Source organism: Streptomyces sp. CB02980 (assembly GCF_014451325.2).
Classification (GTDB): Bacteria; Actinomycetota; Actinomycetes; order Streptomycetales; family Streptomycetaceae; genus Streptomyces.
Genome location: NZ_JACSCH020000025.1, coordinates 15715 through 37660 on the forward strand (window position 1 = coordinate 15715; position 21946 = coordinate 37660).

Annotated in this window: 18 protein-coding genes; 10 read left to right on the top strand and 8 right to left on the bottom strand. The window is 72.9% G+C overall.

Annotated elements, in window-relative coordinates; genetic code table 11:
- Nucleotides 1-177 precede the first annotated feature (177 nt).
- Entirely contained in the window at nucleotides 178-3312 is a 3135-nt protein-coding gene (locus E0F75_RS35690; protein ID WP_229315134.1) for an AfsR/SARP family transcriptional regulator, read from the top strand.
- A 224-nt stretch (nucleotides 3313-3536) separates the two neighbouring features.
- A complete protein-coding gene (locus E0F75_RS35695) occupies nucleotides 3537-3767 on the top strand; it encodes a hypothetical protein (RefSeq protein WP_229315135.1) in 231 nt (76 codons plus the stop codon).
- 240 nt (nucleotides 3768-4007) lie between these two features.
- Here the strand turns inward: E0F75_RS35695 and E0F75_RS35700 are convergent, their stop codons facing one another.
- The gene (locus E0F75_RS35700; protein WP_229315136.1) at nucleotides 4008-4670 is read right to left on the bottom strand and encodes a hypothetical protein; all 663 of its coding nucleotides are present in this window, start codon (nucleotides 4668-4670) and stop codon (nucleotides 4008-4010) included.
- Nucleotides 4671-4889: 219 nt separating this feature from the next.
- Entirely contained in the window at nucleotides 4890-6446 is a 1557-nt protein-coding gene (locus E0F75_RS35705) for a FadD3 family acyl-CoA ligase (RefSeq protein WP_229315207.1), read from the bottom strand.
- Between the two features lie 89 nt (nucleotides 6447-6535).
- On the opposite strand from E0F75_RS35705, the gene E0F75_RS35710 reads away from it, so the two are divergent.
- Genes E0F75_RS35710 through E0F75_RS35720 form a run of 3 tightly spaced genes read left to right on the top strand, consistent with a single transcriptional unit; the run spans nucleotide 6536 to nucleotide 8899 of the window.
- A complete protein-coding gene (locus E0F75_RS35710; RefSeq protein WP_229315137.1) occupies nucleotides 6536-7678 on the top strand; it encodes a lipid-transfer protein in 1143 nt (380 codons plus the stop codon).
- Between the two features lie 13 nt (nucleotides 7679-7691).
- A complete protein-coding gene (locus tag E0F75_RS35715) occupies nucleotides 7692-8117 on the top strand; it encodes a Zn-ribbon domain-containing OB-fold protein (protein WP_229315138.1) in 426 nt (141 codons plus the stop codon).
- Nucleotides 8114-8899: an enoyl-CoA hydratase/isomerase family protein gene (locus E0F75_RS35720; RefSeq protein WP_229315139.1), complete on the top strand. Its 786-nt coding sequence runs from the start codon at nucleotides 8114-8116 to the stop codon at nucleotides 8897-8899. Before E0F75_RS35715 ends, E0F75_RS35720 begins: the two co-directional genes overlap by 4 nt.
- A 13-nt stretch (nucleotides 8900-8912) precedes the next feature.
- Here the strand turns inward: E0F75_RS35720 and E0F75_RS35725 are convergent, their stop codons facing one another.
- Nucleotides 8913-9491, bottom strand: a complete 579-nt coding sequence (locus tag E0F75_RS35725) for a hypothetical protein (RefSeq protein ID WP_229315140.1) — start codon at nucleotides 9489-9491, stop codon at nucleotides 8913-8915.
- 124 nt (nucleotides 9492-9615) lie between these two features.
- Between E0F75_RS35725 and E0F75_RS35730 the strand changes: the two genes are divergently transcribed.
- Entirely contained in the window at nucleotides 9616-10224 is a 609-nt protein-coding gene (locus E0F75_RS35730; protein ID WP_229315141.1) for a hypothetical protein, read from the top strand.
- Between the two features lie 71 nt (nucleotides 10225-10295).
- On the opposite strand, the gene E0F75_RS35735 is transcribed toward E0F75_RS35730, so the two are convergent.
- On the bottom strand, nucleotides 10296-12731 hold the full coding sequence (locus E0F75_RS35735) for a PQQ-binding-like beta-propeller repeat protein (RefSeq protein ID WP_229315142.1): 2436 nt from the start codon (nucleotides 12729-12731) through the stop codon (nucleotides 10296-10298).
- 137 nt (nucleotides 12732-12868) lie between these two features.
- The gene (locus tag E0F75_RS35740) at nucleotides 12869-13654 is read right to left on the bottom strand and encodes a VOC family protein (RefSeq protein WP_229315143.1); all 786 of its coding nucleotides are present in this window, start codon (nucleotides 13652-13654) and stop codon (nucleotides 12869-12871) included.
- Between the two features lie 352 nt (nucleotides 13655-14006).
- Between E0F75_RS35740 and E0F75_RS35745 the strand changes: the two genes are divergently transcribed.
- Complete coding sequence (locus tag E0F75_RS35745) at nucleotides 14007-14654, top strand: TetR family transcriptional regulator (protein WP_030315615.1); 648 nt, start codon at nucleotides 14007-14009, stop codon at nucleotides 14652-14654.
- A 138-nt stretch (nucleotides 14655-14792) separates the two neighbouring features.
- Here E0F75_RS35745 and E0F75_RS35750 read toward each other — a convergent pair whose 3' ends face one another.
- Together E0F75_RS35750 and E0F75_RS35755 are read right to left on the bottom strand one after the other, a co-directional pair.
- On the bottom strand, nucleotides 14793-15263 hold the full coding sequence (locus E0F75_RS35750) for a nitroreductase family deazaflavin-dependent oxidoreductase (RefSeq protein WP_229315144.1): 471 nt from the start codon (nucleotides 15261-15263) through the stop codon (nucleotides 14793-14795).
- Complete coding sequence (locus E0F75_RS35755; protein WP_229315145.1) at nucleotides 15264-16466, bottom strand: acyl-CoA dehydrogenase family protein; 1203 nt, start codon at nucleotides 16464-16466, stop codon at nucleotides 15264-15266.
- A gap of 105 nt (nucleotides 16467-16571) precedes the next feature.
- Here E0F75_RS35755 and E0F75_RS35760 point away from each other — a divergent pair, with 105 nt between their 5' ends.
- The 3 genes from E0F75_RS35760 (at nucleotide 16572) to E0F75_RS35770 (ending at nucleotide 19895) form a co-directional block, all read left to right on the top strand.
- Nucleotides 16572-17807: an acetyl-CoA acetyltransferase gene (locus E0F75_RS35760; protein ID WP_229315146.1), complete on the top strand. Its 1236-nt coding sequence runs from the start codon at nucleotides 16572-16574 to the stop codon at nucleotides 17805-17807.
- Between the two features lie 109 nt (nucleotides 17808-17916).
- Nucleotides 17917-19245, top strand: a complete 1329-nt coding sequence (locus E0F75_RS40515; protein WP_229315147.1) for an FAD-dependent monooxygenase — start codon at nucleotides 17917-17919, stop codon at nucleotides 19243-19245.
- Nucleotides 19242-19895, top strand: a complete 654-nt coding sequence (locus tag E0F75_RS35770) for a pyridoxal 5'-phosphate synthase (protein WP_229315148.1) — start codon at nucleotides 19242-19244, stop codon at nucleotides 19893-19895. The genes E0F75_RS40515 and E0F75_RS35770 overlap by 4 nt, the downstream gene beginning before the upstream one ends.
- Nucleotides 19896-19898: 3 nt before the next feature.
- On the opposite strand, the gene E0F75_RS35775 is transcribed toward E0F75_RS35770, so the two are convergent.
- The gene (locus E0F75_RS35775; protein WP_374115495.1) at nucleotides 19899-21779 is read right to left on the bottom strand and encodes a long-chain fatty acid--CoA ligase; all 1881 of its coding nucleotides are present in this window, start codon (nucleotides 21777-21779) and stop codon (nucleotides 19899-19901) included.
- Nucleotides 21780-21946: the final 167 nt, after the last annotated feature.

Sequence of the window (21946 nt, forward strand, 5' to 3'; positions counted from 1 at the left end):
ACGGTAGCGCTGATCTGACGACCCGTCAGCTATCGTGCGGGGAATCGACGGTGTGACGGGCTCACTACGGCCGTATCACGGCCCGGACTACGGCCGACCCGATGCTGACGGACTCCCTCCGGACAAGGCAGACTGTCCAGGGCGAAACAAGCGTTGGCGGTACGGGCAGGGGGAGCGATGGACCGTGAGAGCGGGCCGCGAGTTCCGGTGCAACGGGCTCCGAAGACGGGCGCGGACGCCGGCACGGGCCTGAACCCCGACGAGGGCGGTCGCGGACGGGCGGGCACGGAGGCGCAGGCCGTCACGGGCCGGGACGAGGCCGGAAGCAAGGGCGTGGGTCAGGGCGCGGGTACGAATTCCGGCCATGTCGCGGGTACGGACGACGAACCCGTCCCCCACCCCACCGCACCCGCCTCCGGACTCCTCCGGTTCGCCGTGCTCGGGCCCGTCCGGGCCTGGCGGGACGGGGAGCCCGTGCCCACCGGGTCGCCGCAGCAGCGGGCCCTGCTCGCCGCACTGCTCCTCCGGGGCGGACGTACCGCCACCGCCTCCGAGCTGATCGACGCCCTCTGGGGCGAGGAGTCGCCCTCGCAGGCCCTCGCGGCCGTACGGACGTACGCCTCCCGGCTCCGCAAGGCGCTCGGCCCCAAGGTCCTCGTCAGCGAGTCCGGCGGCTACGCCCTGCGCACCTCCGCCGCCGCGCTCGACGTCGCCGGCGCGCAGGAACTCGGCGCCGAGGCCGAGAAGCTGCGGGCCGCCGGAGACCGGGCGGGCGCCCGCGACCGGCTCGCGGAGGCGCTGGACCTGTGGGACGGCGAGGTACTGGCCTCCGTACCGGGGCCGTACGCCGAGACGCAGCGGACCCGTCTGGAGGAGTGGCGGCTCACGCTCCTGGAGACCCGGCTCGACATCGACCTGGAGGTCGGCGCGCACGCGGAGGCCGTGTCCGAGCTGACCGCGCTCACCGCCGCGCATCCGCTGCGGGAGCGGCTCCGCGAGCTGCTGATGCTGGCCCTCTACCGGAGCGGACGGCAGGCCGAGGCGCTCGCGGTGTACGCGGACACGCGCCGGCTGCTCGCCGACGAGCTGGGCGTCGACCCCGCCCCCGAACTCTCCCGGCTCCAGCAGCGCATCCTGCAGGCCGACGCCGAACTCGCCCGCCCGGTGGAGGAGGCCGCCCCGGCCGCTCCGCCCGTCGCCCGACCCGCGCAGCTCCCGGCGACGGTCCCGGACTTCACGGGCCGGGCGCCGTTCGTACGGGAGCTGGGCGCCCGGCTCGCCACGGCCGAGGGCCACGTCATGGCGGTGTCGGCGCTGGCCGGCATCGGCGGGGTCGGCAAGACGACGCTGGCCGTGCACGTCGCACACGAGGCGCGACCGCACTTCCCGGACGGGCAGCTGTACGTGGACCTCCAGGGGGCGGGCTCCCGCGCGGCCGCGCCCGAGACGGTCCTGGGCTCCTTCCTCCGGGCCCTCGGCACCCCGGACTCGGCCATTCCGGACTCGCTCGACGACCGGGCGGCGCTGTACCGCTCGACCTTGGACGGGCGCCGGGTCCTGGTCCTCCTGGACAACGCGCGGGACGCGGCGCAGATCCGCCCGCTGCTGCCGGGGACGGCGGGCTGCGCGGCGCTGGTGACGAGCCGGATCCGGATGGTCGACCTGGCGGGGGCCCATCTGGTGGACCTGGACGTGATGTCCCCGGAGGAGGCGCTCCAGCTGTTCACGCGGATCGTGGGCGCGGAACGGGTCCAGTCCGAACGCGAGGCGGCCCTCGACGTGGTGGCGGCCTGCGGTTTCCTGCCCCTGGCGATCCGGATCGCGGCCTCGCGCCTGGCGGCCCGCCGGACGTGGACGGTGTCGGTCCTGGCGGCGAAGCTGGCGGACTCGCGGCGGCGCCTGGACGAACTCCAGGCGGGCGACCTGGCGGTGAAGGCCACGTTCGAACTCGGCTACGGGCAGCTGGAGCCGGCGCAGGCGCGCGCGTTCCGGCTGCTGGGCCTGGCGGACGGCCCGGACATCTCGCTCGCGGCGGCCGCGGCGGTCCTGGACCTCCCCCTCTGGGACACGGAGGACCTCCTGGAGGCGCTGGTCGACACGTCCCTCCTGGAGTCGGCGGCACCGGGCCGCTACCGCTACCACGACCTGGTGCGGCTCTACGCGCGTGCGTGCGCGGACCGCGACGAACAGCCCCCGACGGAGAAGGAGGCGGCCCTGTCCCGCCTCCTGGACTTCTACCTGTCGACGGCGGCGCGGGTGTACGCGATCGAGCGTCCCGGCGACCGCCTCGTCGACCACCTGGAACCCACCACGCACGAGGGCCTCACCTTCACCGACCGCCACACGGCCCAGGACTGGCTCTACGCCGAGGCGAACTGCCTCCTGGCCACGGTCCGCCAGTCGGCATCGAGCCCGGAGACGCTCCGCCGCGGGGTGGACCTGCTGTGGGCTTCGCTGGACCTCGCGGAGTCGGGGGCGAACTCCCGGGAGTACGAGACGGTGGCGACGACGCTGCGCGAGGCGGCGATCGGGGCGGGCGACGTGCGGGCCGAGTGCCGGGCGTCAATCACCCTCGCGTACGGTCACCACGTCTCGGGCCGCTTCTCGCAGGCGGACGAGGAGGCCCGTACCGCCATGCGGCTGGCCACCTCGGTGGACGACCCGCTGCCCCTGTGCTGGGCACCGAACATCCTGGGCGTCATGGCGTTCTACGAGAACAACCATGCCGAGGCGGAGCGCCACTTCACCCGTGCCATCGAGTACTTCCGGAGCTGCGAGGACCTCGCCGGCGAGGCGAGCGCGCTGTGCAACCTGTCCCGCATCTACCTGATCACCGGGCGGACGGACAGCGCGGTGCGGCTCGCACAGCAGGGCACGGACATGTACGACTCCCTGGGGCACGCCCTGAAGGGCGCCAACGGGCGTTACGCGCTGGGCATGGCCCTGGCCCAGAGCGGTCAGTTCGGTCCCGCCGCCGAGCGCCTCAAGGAGGCCCTGGCCGTCTTCGCCGACAGCCGCCAGCGGCTGTGGGAGGGCATGACCCTGTACCGGCTCGCCGAGGCCGAGGTCACGGAAGGCCGCTACGCCCAGGCCGCGTCGAACGCGGAGATGGCCCTGACGGTCCTGCGGGGCATCGGCGGCGAGTGGCGGCGGGGCAACGTCCTCACGGTCCTGGGCCGCGCCCTGAACAGCATCGGCCAGTCGGGGCGCGCCGAGGTCTGCTGGCGCGACGCGCTGGAGGTCTTCGACTCCCTGAACTCCCCCGAGGCCGAGGCCGTGCGACGGCTGCTCGATCCGGCGGCGGTTGCCTGATCCCCCTTGGCCTGGGCGTTCATCGTTCGTTTATCGCGCTCCGACATGCTCTGAATCAGTCGATCCGTCGCGTCGGGGGGCACACGGGTCGCCGAGAAGGCCGTCGCTCGGACGCATTAGGGTGAGCGGCCCTGCAGAAGAGGCCCGTCCGGCCGTCCAACGGGGGAATGACCGGACGGGCCCCTCAGCACCAACTCACCCGATTCTTCGAGAGGTTGCACCCAGTGAGTGACGAGCGAACCGTCAGCCCCACCAACACCCACATCACCGGTGGCGAGACCACTGATGTGACCACCAAGAACATCCACATCACCGAGGGTGAGGACGGCGCGGCGATCGCCGAGAAGATCGGCATCAAGAACATCCACATCACGGGTGGGGGCGAGGAGCCCGTCGCCGCCGCCGACAAGGGACCGGCCGGCAACATCCACATCACGTCCGAGCCTGCCAACTAGCCACTCCCGACGGGGAACGGCCGCGGCGGCGACTTCGGGGGAGCTGCCGGGGCCGGCAAGGGAGGTCCGGTCGACGGGGGAGCACACGGGCTTGGGGGACACCTGGCGGAACCAGGGGGGATCCGTCCGGACAGGACCCGTGCGCAACGCGATCGGACCACCGCAAGTGGAGGGGCCGGGCAACTGCCCGGCCCCTCCGGTGTGCGTACGGCCCCTCGGAGCGCGGCGCCGCGTCCTCGGTCAGCGGGCGTAGGAGCCGAGGCCGATCAGGCAGTAGACGTACTGGCTGACGACGGCGCCGTTCATCGTGTAGCGGTGCGAGAAGGCGTACTGGGTCTTGGGGTTGGCGTTGCAGCGGTTCATGTCCGAGGTGAACGGAAACGTCTGGATCACCTTGTAGTGCGCGTCGGACGCCGAGCACGGGACCTCGTCGACGCCGCTCACGGACTGCGCGGTCGTCGAGTCCGGGAGCGAGCCGTTGAGGCAGGTGCCCTTCTCGTACGGGTCGGGTTCCTTCTCCGTCGGGGTGGCGGCGGGGGTGCCGTCCACGTCGAAGGTGGGCGGGGGCGGGTAGGAGAACGTCGGGATCGGGCCGGGGCCCGTCGAGCCCGCCCTGTCGTCCTTGTGGTCGTTCAGGACGTACGAGCCCCCGATGATCGCGCCGATCACGGCGAGCGGGATCAGGCAGCCGAGGACGCCGCCCTTCTTCTGTCCGCCCGCGACGGTGATGCGCAGGTACACCGTGCCCTCGCCCAGCCGCGCGGCGACGAGTTCGCCGTGGCGGCAGGGGCGGACACTGAGGTGGGCGGGGCCGGTCGGCAGCGTGACGGCGATGATCACGCCCTGGGCCGCCTGCTGCGGGGTCAGGGTGAGGGGGATCTCGGAAGGCGCTGGCGAGGACACGGGCTGCTCCAGGGGAGGTGGGACTGCGGTTCGCCGAGGACTGCCCCTATGACGTGTACACGGCGGCAGATGGTTGCACTCCCTTCGACGCCGCACGGACTCAGGCGGCGCCCGGACTCGGGGGACGCGCGGACTCGGGGGACCCACGGACTCAGGCGGCGCGCGGACTCAGGCGGCGCCCGGACTCGGGGGTCCTACGGACTCAGGAGACCCACGGACTCAGGCGGCGCCCGCGCACCTCGACCTCAGCTCCCCCTTCACCACCTTCCCGCTCGCGTTCCTCGGCAGCTCCGTCACGAACTCGACCTCCCTCGGCACCTTGAAGTTCGCCATCTCCCGCCGCGACCAGGCGATCAGGTCGTCCGCCGTGACCCGCGCGCCTGGCCTCCGGACCGCGAACGCCTTGCCCACCTCCCCCAGCCTGGCGTCCGGGACGCCGATGACGGCGACGTCCGCGATGTCCGGGTGGAGGCCGAGGAGCTGCTCGATCTCGGCCGGGTAGGCGTTGAAGCCGCCCACGATGAACATGTCCTTGAGGCGGTCGGTGATGCGCAGGTTGCCCTGCTCGTCGAGGACGCCGATGTCTCCCGTGTGGAGCCAGCCGTCCTCGTCGATCGCCGCCGCCGTCTCCGCCTCGTCCTCGAAGTAGCCGGTCATCACGTGGTGGCCGCGGACCAGGACCTCGCCCGTCGGTGAGACGCGGACCTCCGTGCCGGGGATCGCGCGGCCCGACGTGGTGGCCACCGTCCCGGCCGGGTCCTCGCGGCGGCACATGGTGACGATGCCGCTCGCCTCGGAGAGGCCGTACGCCGTGAGGACCGTGCCGACGCCCAGCTCGGAGCGGAGGCGCTCGACCAGGCGGAGGGGGATGACCGCCGCGCCCGTCACGACGAGGCGGAGGGTGGAGAGGTCGTGGCCCCCGCGGGCCGGGTGGTCCAGGAGGGACTGGTGGAGGGTGGGCGGGCCGGGGAGGACGGTGATGCGTTCGGCGGCGACGTTGGCGAGGACCGTGTCGACCGTGAAGACCGGCTGCGGGACGATCACCACGCCCCGCATCAGGCAGGCGAGGATCCCGGCCTTGTAGCCGAAGGTGTGGAAGAAGGGGTTGACCACGAGATAGCGGTCGCCCTCGCGCAGACCCGCCAGCTCGGACCAGATCGCGTAGCAGCGCAGGCTCTGGGCGTGGCTGATGACGGCGCCCTTGGGACGGCCGGTGGTGCCGGAGGTGTAGATGATGTCCGAGGGGGCCGCGGGGTCGATGGCGGCGGCCCGGGCGTGGACCTGGGCCGCCGGGACGGTGTCGCCCTCCGCCAGGAACTCCTTCCAGGTCGTCCACTCCTCGGGCGCGCTGTCGCCGAGGACCACGACCCTCTCCAGGTCCGGGAGCGCGACCCCGGAGCGGCGCAGGGAGGCCACGTACGAGGTGCCGAGGAACGTGCCGGTGACGAAGAGCAGCCGGGCGCGGGAGCGCTGGAGGACGTACGCCGCCTCGGTGCCCTTGAAGCGGGTGTTCAGCGGGACGAGGACGGCGCCGGCGGTGACGGCGCCGAGCGCGGAGACGATCCAGTCGAGGGTGTTGGGGGCCCAGATCGCGACCCGGTCCCCCACCCGTATGCCGGTGGCGAGACAGGCGGCCGCGGCCCGTTCGACGCGTTCACCGAGTTCGGCGTAGCTGACGCGGTGACGGCCGTCGACGACGGCCTCCCGCGCGCCGTACCGCTCGGCGGCCGCTCGTACGAGACCGGGGATCGTGCCCCACTCCAGGTCGCCGCGCATGTCCATACCCAACCTCCTGTAGCTGACTATCCGTCAGATTAGTTGTAGCCTGACGCGCTGTCAGCAGTGCTGCCCCATGAGGAGGTTCGGTGCTCAAGGACGCCACGGCCATCGTCGGCATAGGTCAGACCGCCTTCGCGAAACAGCTCCCCGAGACGGAGAGGACACTCGCCTGCCGGGCGATCCTCGCCGCCCTCGACGACGCCGGGATCGAACCCTCCGAGGTCGACGGCTTCGCCTCGTACACGATGGAGGAGACGGACGAGGTCGAGGTCGCCAAGGCCATCGGCGCAGGCGACGTCACCTTCTTCTCCAAGGTCGGCTACGGCGGCGGCGGTTCCTGCGCCACCGTCGGCCATCTCGCCGCCGCCGTCGCCACCGGACAGGCGAGCGTCGGCGTCGCCTGGCGGTCCCGGAAGCGGGGCAGCGGCCCCCGCCCCTGGAAGAACACCGCCGTCCAGCTGCCCACCCCCGGCCAGTGGACCCGCCCCTTCGGCCTGCTCCGCCCCGCCGACGAGATCGGGATGCTCGCCCGCCGCTACATGCACGAGTACGGCGCCACCCGCGACCACCTCTTCAACGTGGCCCTGGCCTGCCGCAACCGCGCGAACCAGAACCCCGCCGCGATCATGTACGAACGCCCGCTGACCCGCGAGATGTACATGACCTCCCGCTGGATCAGCGAACCGCTCTGCCTCTTCGACAACTGCCTGGAGACCGACGGGGCACTGGCCTGCGTCATCGTCTCCGCCGAGCGGGCCCGCGACTGCCGCCGGAAGCCCGTGTACGTCCACTCCACCGCCCAGGGCCTGCCCGCCCAGCACCACGGCATGGTCAACTACTGGAACGACGACCCGCTCTCGGGACCCGCCTGGACCGCCGCCCGCCACCTGTGGAAGCAGGCCGACTTCGGTCCCCAGGACGTCGACGTCGCCCAGATCTACGACGCCTTCACCCCGCTCGTCCCGCTCTCCCTGGAGGGCTACGGCTTCTGCGGCCGCGGCGAGGGCGCCGCCTTCACCGAGGGCGGCGCGCTGGAGATCGGCGGCCGGCTGCCCCTCAACACCGGCGGCGGAGGACTCAGCGAGGCGTACGTCCACGGCTTCAACCTCATCAACGAGGGCGTGAAGCAACTCCGCGGCACCTCCACCGCCCAAGTCCCCGACGCCGCCACCTGCCTCGTCACGGCGGGCGAGGGCGTCCCCACCTCCGCCATCCTGCTGCGCGCCTGAGGAGCTGATCCGCATGCTGACCCCCGTCACCGACGAGGACGGCGCCCCCTTCTGGGAGTACGCCGCCCAGGGCGAACTGCGCGTCCAGAGCTGCGCCGACTGCGGCGAGCTGCGCTTCCCGCCCCGCCCCTGCTGCCCGCACTGCCAGTCCTTTACGAGCGAGTGGCGCCCGATGTCCGGCCGCGGCCGCATCTGGTCGTACGTGCTCCCCCACCCGCCCCTCCTGCCCGAGTACGCCGCCCAGGCCCCGTACAACGCGGTGATCGTCGAACTCGTCGACGCCCCCCGCATCCGCCTCGTCGGCAACGTGGTCGCCGCCCCGGACGCACCCCTGAACTCGGTCGACCCGAGCCGGCTCCGGATCGGCGCCCCGGTACGGGTGGCCTTCGCCGAGATCGACGGCGTCGTCGTCCCGCGCTGGCTCCTGGAGCGCGGATGAGCACCCCCGGCATCACGGTCGAGCGGGACAAGGAGTCAGGCGTCGCCGTCGTCACGCTCGACCGGCCGGCGAAGCACAACTCCCTCACCCTGGACATGGCCCGCGAACTGGGCGCCGTCTGGCGGGGGTTCCGGTACGAGGACGAGGTCCGCGCGATCGTCGTCACCGGCGCCGGCGGGCGGGCCTTCTGCACCGGCATCGACCGGGCCGCCGTGGGGAACGTGCCGCAGCCCTCGTCCCCGTACACGATCGACGACCCGCTCCTCACGATCGGCCCCAAGGCGAACGACCTGTGGAAGCCGGTCGTCTCCGCCGTCGAGGGGATGGCCTGCGGCGGGGCGTTCTATCTGCTCGGCGAGTCGGAGTTCCTGGTCGCGGGCGAGGACGCCACCTTCTTCGACCCGCACACCACCTACGGCATGGTCAGCGCCTTCGAGACCGTCCACATGGCGCAGCGGATGCCGTACGGGGAAATCGCCCGGATGGCCCTGATGGGCGGCGCCGAACGGATCTCGGCCCGGCGGGCGTACGAGACGGGCCTCGTCTCCGAGCTGACCCCGCCGGGCGGCGCGCTGGCCGCCGCGCGCGAGGCCGCCGCGGTCATCGCGGGCCACCCGACGGAGGCGGTGCAGGGGACGGTCCGGGCGCTGTGGTCGGTGAAGGAGGCCGCCAGGGCCCAGGCGCTGGCGCACGCGCCGCACCTGGTCGCCCTGGGCAACCTGCCGCCGGACCGTCAGGCGGACCTGTTCACGAGGAGACCGGCCGGATTCCGGCTGCGCTGAGGCGGCGGTCCGGCTACCGCTCGGTCACGTCACCGATCGTGCAGCTCTTCACCCGTTCGACGTCCTTGGGGTCGCGTACGTAGACCTCGAACTCCTTCTCGGCGCCGTTGACGGTGACCTCGACGATGTCCGTGTCCACCGACGCGCCCTTGGCGTCGTTGAACTTCACGACGACCACGAACGTCCCCCGGACCTGCAGGTCGTTCGGGGTGATCTTCAACGTCGCGGTCTGGTCGGCGGCGCGGGCCGGCTTGCCCTTGCGCTTCTTCACGGCGGGCTTCACACAGTCGACGACCACGACCTCGGCCCGCGCCCCGGAGACCGGCGTCGGCGTCGGGGCCGTCGTGTACGAGCCGGAGCCGGAGCTCGAACCGTAGTCCGAACCGGAGCCGGAGTCGCCCTCGTAGTCGTCGTTGCTCTTCTTGGAGCTGGAGCAGCCTCCGCCGTCGGAGTCTCCGTCGCGGCTCTTGCCGCTCTTGCTCTTCCCGCTGCCGCCACCGCTGCTACTGCTGCCGTGGCCGGTGTGGAAACCGGTCAGCGCCAGCACCACCACCGTGAGTGTCGCCGCGAGCTTCAGGCGTGTGCGTACCATCGCCACTTCCCCGTTTCCTGTCGTGTCCGCGCCACTTTAGCGACGCCCCGGTGCCACGTGGCGGGCCCCCCTCAGCGGGCGTAGCGTCGGGAGCGAGAGCCGGACCGTCAAGGAGGCCGCATCGATGATCCGCAACATCGCCGGCTCGGTGCTGGCTCTCGCCGGAGCGACGGCCGCCGTCTGGAGCCCCTTCCGTGCCTGGTACGACGGCCGTCACGGACGCGATTACGCGATCGACGAGCTGTTCACCGGCATCACCGACGCCAAGGGCGAGCTGCTCGGCTCGATGCTCGCGCCGTTCCTCTTCGCCGCCCTCCTGACCCTCCTCGGAGTGGTGCTGCGCTCCCGGCTGCTCGTCGCGTTCGCCGGGCTCGTCGTCCTCGGCTTCACCGTCCTGTGGATGGTGCGGGTGGGGCAGGCGGAGGGCAGCCTGACGGTGGGCGGCGACGGTACGGGTCTCGGCGACGGGGTCGCGAACGCCTTCGGCGGCGGGATCCTGCTGCTGCTCGGCGCGCTCGTCATGTCGGGCAGGTCCCGCCCGCCGCACCACGTGGACCGGCCGCCGCGGCCCACCCACCCCACGCTCGACGGGCCGCCCCCGGACGACACGTCCACCCTGGAGGCGCCGCGCGAGCACCCGCAGGCCTCGGCGCCGTACGCGCCGACCCAGACATACGACGTACCGGGCTGGGACCCGGAGCAGGAACGGGGAAACCCGCCGCCGAAGAGCTGAAGCGCTTCGGGGCGGGCCCCTGTCCGTCGTCCTACGCCCTGCCGGCCCGGCGTACGGTCAGGCCGCCCCGGCTACCGCGCGCCGGCCCCCCGGCCCGTGGCCGTGCCCTTGACCGCGTCGAGCGCGTACACGCAGCGGTCCTTGCTGCAGGCGTACACGACCCCGTTCCTGACCACCGGCGAGCCGGTGATCTCGCCGCCGGTCGCGAGCTTCCAGCGGAGCTGCCCGCCGGTCGCGTCCAGCGTGTAGAGGACGTGGTCGGCGGAGCCGAAGTGCACCCGGCCGTCGGCGACGACGGGCGAGCCGACCAGTTCGCCGCCTGCCGCGAACCGCCACCGGGGCGTGCCGGTGACCGCGTCGAGCGTGTAGAGCGCGCTGCCGCTGCCGACGTGGATGCTGCCGTCGGCGACGAGGACCGGCTCGGTCGACTGGCGCGGCTCGGTCGCGATGCGCCAGCGGTCCTGACCGGTGGTGGCGTCGAGGGCGTAGACCGTGCCGAGGTGGTCGGAGAGGTACACCCCGCCGCCGGTGACCGCCGGGCCCGGCGCGAACGCCGGCGGGGAGGTGAAGACGGCCGGCGCCTCGAAGTGCCATCGGACGCGACCTGCGGCGATGTCGATCGACAGGACCCGGGTCCCGGCGGAGACGTACACACAGCCGTCCTCGGCCGGGGCCACCCGGACGGGCACGTTGGCACAGGAGGCGGCGTCGCCGATCGGGTACGACCAGCGCTCCGCGCCCGTGCGGGCGTCGAGGGCCTGGAGCCGCGCGTCCCGCCACACGTACACGGTGTCGCCGTGCACGGCGGGCCCCGCCTCCGGGGTCTCGAAGTCCGTCTGGGCGCCGGTGATCTCCCACAGCTTGGCGCCGTTGGAGGCCTCCCAGCCCTGCACGCCGCCGCCGCGCGTGCCGGTGACGACGGTGCCCCGGTCGACCTGGAGCGAGTACACCCAGGCGTCCGTCCGCAGCCGCCAGCGCTCGGCGCCGTCGGTCGCGTCGAGGGCGTAGAGCGTGGGCCCGTCGGAGGCGTGGATACGGCCCGAGGCGACGGCCATGGACCAGGCCACGTCCCGGGTCTTGAACTGGCGCCGGCCGCTGCCGGTGTCCAGGGCGTGTACCTCGAAAGAGGTCACGTACAACAGGTCGCCGTCCACGACCGGGGTACCCCAGACGTCGTTCGACATCCGGAAGCGCCACGGCCGCCAGGGGCCGGGCTCGGCCGGCGCTGCCTGGTCGGAGCCCTGCGGCGGCACGTTGACCGGGCGGGAGCCGGGCGGCGGGCCGGGCTCCCCGGCGTAGGAACCGGCGTACGAACCGTGGTCCACGCCGTGCGGACCGCCGCCGGGCGGACGGATCCAGCCGGTCGCCGGGCCCGCGTCGGCGCTCCGGCCGACGGCGAGCGCCGCACGCGTGTCGGCGACCCGGGGGCCGGGGCCGATCGGGACGGTCGCGCCCCCGAGGCGTACGGGACCGCCCGAGCTCTCGGCGGGTCCCGCGTGCCGGCCACCGCCCCCGACGGGCGCGGGCTCGGGGAAGCGCGGGTCGCCGCCCCGCTCGGCGGGACCCCGCGGCGGGCGCGGCGGCATCGGCGGCGCGGTCGACACCGGAGCCGGGCGGCCACCGCGGCGGGTCTCGATCATGTCGGTGGCGCTCCGTGGCAGCCAGGCCGAGGCCGTGCCGCTGTCGTCGCTGCCGGGACCGAAGAGATGCGGGGCCAGCTGGGCCTGGAGGTCGGCCGGGGTGGGCCGGCGGCTGACGTCCGTCTGCATGCAGGAGTCGATGAGGGGCCGCAGCTCGTCGGGCAGGCCCTCCAGGTCGGGGCCCTCGCGCAGCAGCATGAAGACGGTCTCGACCGGGTTGGCGCCGTGGAACGGCGCGTGGCCGGTGGCGGCGAAGACCAGCATCGAGCCCAGCGAGAAGACATCGCTCGCGCCGGTGACGCTGCGCGAGTCGCGGGCCTGCTCGGGCGACATGTAGGCCGGGGTGCCGACGGCGACATTGGTCATGGTCAGGCGCGTGTTGGAGACGCCCGACGCGATGCCGAAGTCGATCACCCGGGGGCCGTCCTCGACGACGAGGACGTTGGAGGGCTTGAGGTCACGGTGGACCAGGCCCGCACCGTGGATGGACTGCAGGGCCTCGGCGACACCGGCGGCCAGCCAGCGCACGGCCTGGGCCGGGAGCGGTCCGCACTCGTTCACTATCTCTTCGAGCGAGGGCGCGGGGACGTACGCGGTCGCCAGCCAGGGCACGGCGGCCCGCGGGTCGGCGTCCACGACGGCGGCCGTGTAGAAGCCGGAGACCGCCCGCGCGGCCTCCACCTCACGGGTGAAGCGGACCCGGAACAGCTGGTCCTCAGCGAGCTCCGTGCGCACGGTCTTGATCGCCACGCGCCGGCCCGAGGCCGAGCGCGCGAGATAGACCAGGCCCATTCCGCCCGCGCCGAGCCGGCCCAGCACCTCGAAGGGCCCGATACGTCTCGGGTCGTGCTGCGTCAGCTGTTCCACTTGCCTGCCACCTCCCCGTACGGGCCATGAGGGTACGGCCCCGTGGCCCTGATTCTTCCTGTCCGAGGGCCCGGTTGCGAACCCGGGGGCGGATCGGGGTGTCTCAGGTCATATGGAAGCCATCCGGAAGGGAAGCCTCACATCGTGCCGGACGGCTCCGAGAGGACCGCGAAGCGCGCGCCCTGGTTGTCGTGGAGGACGGCGATGCGGCCGTGCGGGGTGTCGAAGGCGGGGGTGGCGACCCGGCCGCCGAGCCGGACGGTGGTCTCGCAGGCCTCGTCGCAGTCGGGGACGGCGAAGTAGACGAGGACGTGTCCCGGCATCTCGGCGGGGAAGTCGTCGCTGATGACGGCACGTCCGCCGAAGGCGCTGTCGTCGCCGGTCCGGGAGCCGGGGGGCGACCAGACGCGGTAGTCGAAGCCGGCGTCCCTGCCCTCCTCGTCGGCGTCGGCCTGGCGGCCGAGGTAGCCGAAGACGGTGGCGTAGAAGGTGTCGACGGCGTCGGGGCGGCGCGTGTACACCTCCATCCAGCAGAAGGAGCCCGGTTCGTTGATCGTCTCGAAGCCGTCGTCGTCGCCGGACTGGCGGAGGCCGAAGACGGCGCCGCCGGGGTCGGCGGCGAGCGCGAGGACGCCGAAGGGGCCGACGGGGTAGGGCTCCATGACCATCTGGCCGCCGGCGGCCTTGATCCGGGCGGCGAGGGTGCCGGCGTTCTCGGTGGCGAGGTAGACGGTCCAGGTGGTGGGCATGCGGCCGTCGCGCTTGGGGAGGAGGCCGGCGACACGGCGTCCGTCGAGGAGGGCCTCGTCGCGGTCGGGGTCGAAGGTCCAGCCGAAGAGCTCGCCGTAGAAGCGCTTGCCGGCCTTGAGGTCGGGGAGCTGTGCGTCCACCCAGCAGGGGGTGCCCTCAGTACGTACGGCCATGTCCACACGCTAGGTCGGCGGAAACCGTCCCGCAGCGTCCCACCCGGCCGGGAAATGCGAACAAAGTGGCGATTTATCATCCCAGAACCCTTGGGACGCTTGAGTTGTCCACCGAAGTTGTCCACAGGCTGTTCATAAGCCTATTCGGGTACGGGGATCCCCCGGTCCGGGCACGAAGATCTCACCGGCCTCCTGTCCACCCGTCATGAGTGGCGCGATCCCGCCCCTCCCCTCCGCCGCCACTCCCACGGAGACACGCGTGCCGACCTCGGAGAACACGAGTGGCAGGGGGGTGCACCCCATTTGCAGTCGGCCGAATCGCGCGCCGACACCCCCTCGGTAAGCTGACGGCATGACAGGACAAGTACGCACCGTCGACGGCCGCGTGGCCGGACGACGCGGCCAGGCGACGCGGCAGAAGCTGCTCGACTGCCTCGGTGAGATGCTCAGCTCCTCGCCCTACCGGGACGTCAAGGTCATCGATGTGGCCCGGAAGGCGGGTACTTCACCCGCGACGTTCTATCAGTACTTCCCGGACGTCGAGGGAGCGGTTCTCGAGATCGCGGAGGAAATGGCCAAGGAGGGCGCCGGGTTGACCGAGCTGGTCTCCGGCCGTTCCTGGGTCGGCAAGGCCGGCTGGCAGACCTCCGAGGAACTCGTCGAAGGCTTCCTGGACTTCTGGCGGAAGCACGACGCCATCCTCCGGGTCGTGGACCTCGGCGCCGCGGAGGGCGACAAGCGGTTCTACAAGATCCGCATGAAGATCCTGAACTCGGTCACCAACTCCCTCACGGACGCGGTGAAGGAGCTCCAGGCCAAGGGCAAGGTCGACAAGGAGGTCAGCCCCGCCGCCATGGCCGGCTCGCTCGTGGCCATGCTGGCCGCGGTCGCCGGCCACCAGAAGGGCTTCACGACCTGGGGCGTGAAGCAGGCCGAACTCAAGCCCAACCTGGCCCTGTTGGTGCATCTGGGCATCACCGGCAAGAAGCCGACCCGATAGCCCCACCCCCCTCCTCCACCCGTCCTGTCGTCGACGCCGACGGCGGCCCGCCCCCGCGGACCGCCGTCGGCGCCGCCGTGTCCGGGCGGGCTCCGCACCGCCGCCACACCGGCCGCGGGCGGCGCCGGCCGCGATGTCTCATCGCCTGCTCAGCCGGAAGAGTCTGATCTCGCGCTCGATCCGCGCCTGGTACGTGGCGTACGGCGGCCAGAACGCGAGCGCCGCCCGCCACGCCTCCGCGCGCTCCTCCCCCGCGAGCAGCCGCGCCCGTACGGGGATGTCCACGCCCTTCCAGTTCACCTCGACGTCCGGATGGGCGAGCAGGTTCGCCGTCCAGGCCGGGTGTCCGGGGCGGCCGAAGTTGGAGCCGATGAGCAGCCAGCCGCCGTCCGGCTCCGGCATGCAGGCGAGCGGGGTGACACGCGGCAGCCCGCTCTTCGCGCCCCGGGCGGTGAGCACCACGCCGGGCAGCATCTGGGCGCTGAGCAGCACCTTTCCCCTGGTCAGCCGGTGCACGGCCTTGTCCATGGCGGGCACGACGTGCGGGCCGATCCGGGCGAAGGTCCTGGTCGAGGACATCTTCTGCATCAGTGTGCGTCCGACGGGCATCTACGCCGCCACCTCTCCGAAGAGTCCGGTCCGTTCCGCCGCGCGGGCGCGCAGCCGCCGCACGGGCCCGAAGAGCAGTTCGTCGGAGGCGGCCCGCTTGAAGAAGAGGTGCGCCTCGTGCTCCCAGGTGAAGCCGATGCCGCCGTGGAGCTGGATGGACTCGCCCGCGGTGGCGCGGAGCGCCTCCAGGGCGTGGGCGAGGGCGAGCGGCCCGCTGTCCGGTCCGGGTCCGGGTTCCCTGGCCGCGCAGGAGGTGAGGGAGCCGGCTGCCTCGACCTGGACGTACAGGTCGGCGAGGCGGTGTTTGACCGCCTGGAAGGAGCCGACGGGCCGGCCGAACTGTTCGCGCGCGCCGACGTGGGCGACGGTCCGGTCGAGGGCCTCACGGGCCGCGCCGACGGCCTCGGCGGCCAGCATGACGGCGGCCTCGCGGCCGGTGACGGCGAGCGCGCCGAGGACGTCGGCCGGTTCCTCGCCGAGGAGTTCGGCCTCGGTGTCCCTGAACTGGACGGTGGCCTGGGTCCGGGTGGAGTCCAGGGTGGTCTGCCGGGTGCGGACGAGTCCGGCCGCCTCCGCGGACCCTGCCCGCACGAGGAAGAGCAGGGTGCGGCTGCGGGCGAAGCCTCCGGCGTGGGCGGCGACGAGCAGCAGTCCGGCGCTGTGTCCGTCGAGGACCTGGGCGGCCTCCCCGTACAGCCGCCAGCCTCCGTCGACGGCGCGGGCCTGGACGCCGCCCGCACGGCCGCCACCGGACCAGTCCTCGGCGGTGTTGTCGCCGGTGAGGCCGAGGGCGAGCGCGAGCGAGCCGCCGGGGACGGCGAGGGCGCAGGTCAGACTGCCGTCGGCGAGCCTGGGGAGGACTGCGGCGCGCTGCGCGGGGGTGCCGAGGGCGGCGAGGAGCGGGGCGGCGAGGACGCTGGTCGCGAGGAGCGGGGAGGGGGCGAGGGCGCGGCCGGTCTCCTCGCAGGCGAGGGCGAGTTCGGCGGGCCCGCAGCCGACTCCGCCGTACTCCTCGGGGACGGCGAGCCCGGCGACGCCGAGGGTGCCGGACATCCGGGCCCAGAGGTCGGGGTCGTATCCCTGGGGAGTGGCGGTGGCCGCGCGGTTCTCCTGCGGTCCGGCCCGTTCGGCGAGCAGGTCGCGCAGGGTGCGGCGGATCTCCTGCTGCTCCTCGGTGAGCGGGACGGCGAGCGAGGCGTCCATGAGGCTCCCTCCGTTTCTGACGGTGCGTCATGCTAGGCCCGCGCCGGGCCGGTTGCCAGAGCCGCGCCGGTTCCGTTCACATGAATCTGATGTACCGTCAGATTCATGCCGACCACCGTGCCGACCACCGCGCCGACCGACGCGCCCGCCACCGTGCCGACCACCGCCGGCGCCACCGCGCGCACCACCGTCCGCGGCCCCCGCCGCGTCGCCGTCGCGGGCGTCGCCCTCGCCGACTGCGGCCGGGTCGACGAGGCCACCCCCTACGCCCTGCACGCCCAGGCCGCCCGGCGCGCGCTGGCGGACAGCGGCCTGGACCGCTCACTGATCGACGGCCTCGCCTCGGCGGGCCTCGGCACCCTCGCCCCGGTCGAGGTCGCCGAGTACCTCGGGCTCCGGCCCCGCTGGGTGGACTCGACCGCCGTCGGCGGCGCCACCTGGGAGGTCATGGCCGCGCACGCCGCCGACGCGATCGCCGCCGGCCACGCGAACGCGGTCCTCCTCGTGTACGGCTCCACCGCGCGCGCCGACATCCGCGCCCGACGGCGCACCGCGAACCTGTCGTTCGGCTCGCGCGGCCCGCTCCAGTTCGAGGTTCCGTACGGGCACACCCTGATCGCCAAGTACGCGATGGCCGCCCGCCGTCACATGCACGAGTACGGGACGACCCTGGAGCAGCTCGCCGAAGTGGCCGTCCGGGCGCGGGCGAACGCGGCGCTCAACCCGGAGGCGATGTTCCGCGACCCGATCACCGTCGACGACGTCCTGGCCGGGCCGATGATCGCGGACCCGTTCACCAAGCTGCACTGCTGTCTGCGCTCCGACGGCGGCTGCGCGGTGCTGCTGGTCGCCGAGGAGTACGTCCAGGACTGCCTCAAGGCCCCGGTCTGGGTGCTCGGCACGGGCGAGCACGCCTCCCACACCACGATGTCGGAGTGGGAGGACTTCACGGTCTCCCCGGCGGCGGTCAGCGGCCGGCTCGCCTTCGAGCGGGCGGGCGTGACCCCGGCGGACGTGGACCTCGCCGAGGTCTACGACGCCTTCACCTACATGACCCTGGTGACCCTGGAGGACCTGGGCTTCTGCGCGAAGGGCGAGGGAGGGGCGTTCGTCCAGGAGAAGGACCGACTGCCGGTGAACACGGACGGCGGCGGGCTCTCGGCCTGCCATCCGGGGATGCGGGGGCTCTTCCTGCTGGTGGAGGCGGTACGGCAGTTGCGCGGGGAGGCACCGGGGCTCCAGGTGCGGCGGCCGGACGGAAGCCTGCCGGAGGTGGCGGTGGCATCGGGTACGGGGGGCTGGTTCTGCTCGTCGGGGACGGTGGTCCTCGGCCGGTCGTGACCCGCGGCCAAGGATCTATACAAGCGTCATAGACAAGCGTGTAGGACATCCGTATAGTCATGTCTGCGGGCAGGGGAACGGCCCGCAGCCACCGACAAGGAGTCCTGCCGTGAACAGCACCGCGAACAGCACCCCGAACAGCACCCCGAACACCTCCACGCACACCGCCGCGCACACCTCCGCGAAGACCGTCCTCATCTCGGGCGCCTCGGTCGCCGGCCCCGCCCTCGCCCTCTGGCTGCACCGCTACGGCTTCACCCCCACCGTCGTCGAGCGCGCCCCCGAACTCCGCACCGGCGGCTACAAGGTGGACATCCGCGGCACCGCGATCGAGGTCTGCCGCCGCATGGGGATCCTCGACGAGATCCGCGCCGACTCCACGGACATGCGCGGCGGTTCCTACGTCGACGACCGCGGTCGCACCATCGGCGAACTGTCCGCCGACATCTTCGGCGGACGCGTCGAGGGGGACGACGAGATCATGCGCGGCGAGCTGGCCCGCATCCTCCACGAGCGGACCCGCGACGACGTCGAGTACCTCTTCGACGACTCGATCGCCACCCTCGACGAGGACGCCGACGGCGTCACCGTCGCCTTCGAGAGCGGCACCGTCCGCCGCTTCGACCTGGTGGTCGGCGCCGACGGACTGCACTCCCACACCCGGCGCCTGGTCTTCGGCGAGGAGAAGCGCTTCAAGCGCCACCTCGGCGCGTACGTCTCCATCTTCACCGCCCCCAACCACCTGGGCCTCGACCGCTGGGAGACGTACCACGCGCTGCCCGGGAAGCTGGTCTGCGTCTACAGCTCGGCCGGCGAGACCGACGCGAAGAACCTCTTCATCTTCTCCTCGCCCGAGGAACTCCCCTACCACCACCGGGACATCACCGCCCAGCGGCGCCACCTCGCCACGACCTTCGCCGGCGACGGCTGGGAGATCCCCCGGCTCCTCGGCCACGCCGCCGACGCCGACGACCTCTACTTCGACTCCATCTCCCTCATCGAGATGGACCGCTGGTCGAAGGGGCGCGTCGTCCTCCTCGGCGACGCCGCCCACTGCTCCTCCCCCGCCTCCGGCCAGGGCACCGGACTCGCCCTCACCGGCGCGTACGTCCTGGCAGGCGAACTGGCCCGGGCCGGCGGCGACCACCGCGTCGCCTTCGAGCGCTACGAGGCGCACATGCGGCCCGGCGTCGAGCGGAACCAGAGGATGGCGGAGGGCTTCGTCAAGGAGATGACCGTCGGCTCCAAGTGGAAGATCGCGCTGCGGATGTTCATGGTGCGCACGCTGCCGAAGACCCCGTGGAAGAACCTCATCGCGAAGAAGATCCGCGACGAGATCCAGGCCGCGGCGAACGCCGTCCCGCTGGTGGACTACCGGACGCCGATCACGAGCAGCACCCCCGGCGCCACCGCCCCGCGCTCTACCGTGGCCTCATGACCGACTTCCACCACGCCCTGCGCTCCCTGAAGGTCTGGGACACCGAACTGCCCGCCTTCGACCCGGCGGGCGCCCCGCCCGAGCCGCTCCCCCTCTTCCACGACTGGTTCACGGCGGCGGCCGCGGCCGGCCAGACCGAGCCGCACACCCTCTCCCTGGCCACCGTGGACGAGGACGGCAGGCCCGACGTCCGCACCGTGATGCTGCACGACGCCGACGCGCGCGGCTGGCACTTCGCCTCCCACGCCACCAGCGCCAAGGGCCGCCAGCTCGCCGCCCGCCCCGAGGCCGCGCTCGGCTTCTACTGGCCGGTCCAGGGCCGCCAGGTCCGGATCCGGGGCCACGTCACCACCGGGACCCCCGAGGAGGCGTACGAGGACCTCCACGCCCGCTCCACCGGCGCCCTCGCCTCGGCCCTGGTCGGCCGACAGAGCGAACTCCTCGACTCCCCGGAGACCCTCGCGGAGGCGAGCGCCCAGGCCTGGCGCCGGGCCCGGGCGGAACCGGACGCCCCCGCCCCCACCTGGACGCTCTACGTCGTCGAGCCGGCCGAGGTCGAGTTCTTCCAGGGCGACGCACAGCGCCGCCACCTCCGCCTCCGCTACCGCCGCACGGACGAGGGCTGGACCCGCGAACTCCTCTGGCCGTAGCCGCTATTCGCCACCGGAGTCGTACATCTCCTCGATCTCCCGGGCGAAGTCCCGCAGCACCGCCCGCCGCTTGAGCTTGAGGGACGGGGTCAGATGGCCGGAGGTCTCCGAGAACTCGGCGTTCAGGACCCGGAAGTCACGGATCGACTCCGCCCGTGAGACGAGCCGGTTGGCATCGTCCACCGCCCGCCCGAGGGCGGCGAGCAGTTCCTCGTCCCGGGTCAGCTCCCAGAGCGCCAGGTGGTCCTTGTGCCGCATCCGCCGCCAGTGCGTCAGGCCCTCGTGGTCGAGGGTGATCAGGGCCGTGACGTACGGACGGTTGTCGCCGAGGACCACGCACTGGGCGACCAGCGGATGGGCGCGCAGCCAGTCCTCCAGCGGGGCCGGCGCGACGTTCTTCCCCGCCGAGGTGATGAGGATGTCCTTCTTGCGGCCGGTGATCCGCAGATAGCCGTCGGCGTCGAGGGACCCCAGGTCCCCGGTGGGGAACCAGCCGTCGTCGGTGTACGGCACGGCCGCCCCGCGCTGGGCGTCCCAGTACCCGGCGAAGACATGACCGCCCTTGAGCCAGACCTCGCCGTCACCGGCGATCCGGACCGAGGTGCCGGGCAGCGGCCAGCCGACCGTGCCGGTACGGGGCCGCCGGGGCGGGGTGACCGTCGACGCTGCCGTGGTCTCCGTCAGGCCGTACCCCTCGAAGACCTCCACGCCCGCCCCGGCGAAGAACTCGGCCAGCCGCGCGCCGAGCGGGGAGCCGCCGGAGATCACGTACTTCACCCGGCCGCCGAGCGCGGCCCGGATGCGCCGGTAGACGAGCGGGTCGTAGAGCGCCCGCGCGGCCCGCAGCGAGAGCGAGGGGGAGGCCTCCTTGCCGTACCGGCGGGCGACCCGGGCGGCGCGGTCGAAGGAGGCGGCCTTGCCACCGCGTTCGGCGGTGGCGCGGGCGGAGTTGAAGACCTTCTCCAGGACGTACGGGATGGCGAGGAGGAAGGTGGGGCGGAACCCGGCGAGATCGTCGAGGAGCTCCTGGCCCTCCACCGAGGGGGCGTGCCCGACGCGGACCCGGGCCCGCATACAGCCGATGGCCACCATCCGCCCGAAGACATGGGAGAGCGGCAGGAAGAGCAGGGTGGCGGCCGGGTCCTTGTGCTCGGAGACGAAGACCGGGTGGAGGAGCCGGACGGCGTTGTCGACCTCGGCGAAGAAGTTGGCGTGGGTGAGGGCGCAGCCCTTGGGGCGGCCGGTGGTGCCCGAGGTGTAGATGAGGGTGGCGAGGGTCTCCGGGGTGAGCAGTCCGCGCCGGGCGGTGACGGCCTCGTCGGCGACCCGGGCGCCCGCGGTACGGAGCTGGTCGACGGCGCCGGTGTCCAGGACCCAGAGATGGGCGAGGCCGGGCAGCTGCCGCCGCTCGGCGGAGACGAGCCGGGCCTGGGCCGGGTCCTCGACGACACAGGCGGCGGCGCCGGAGTCCTGGAGGATCCAGCGGGTCTGGAACGCGGAGGAGGTCGGGTAGACGGGGACGGTGACGAGCCCGGCGGCCCAGGCGGCGAAGTCGAGCAGCGTCCACTCGTAGGTGGTCCGCGCCATGAGGGCGAGCCGGTCACCGGGCCGCAGGCCGTGCGCGATGAGGCCCTTGGCGACGGAGTGGACCTGGGCGGCGAAGGCCGAGGCGGTGACATCGGCCCACACCCCGTCCGGCCCCTTGCGGGAGAAGAGCACCGCGTCGGGGTCCTGACGGGCGTTGTCGTACGGCAGGTCGGCGAGCGAGCCGCGGCGGATCACGGGGACGAGCGCGGGCACGGAGACCTCGCGGACGACCCCGTCCACCAGGGTCTTGTGCGGCTCGACCGGCTCGCTCTCGGACAGTGCGGTGACGACGGACACGTGCGGCTCCTCGGTCTGCGCGATGAACTGAGGTCGTGCGTCGATCAGCTGAGGTCGTGCGTCGATGAACTGAGGTCGTACGTCGGTCGACTGCTACCGCGCGACGGCGAACCACCGCCGTACGCCGGTACGTTGCATACCCTGCAACTGCCTTGACTAGCCGGTAA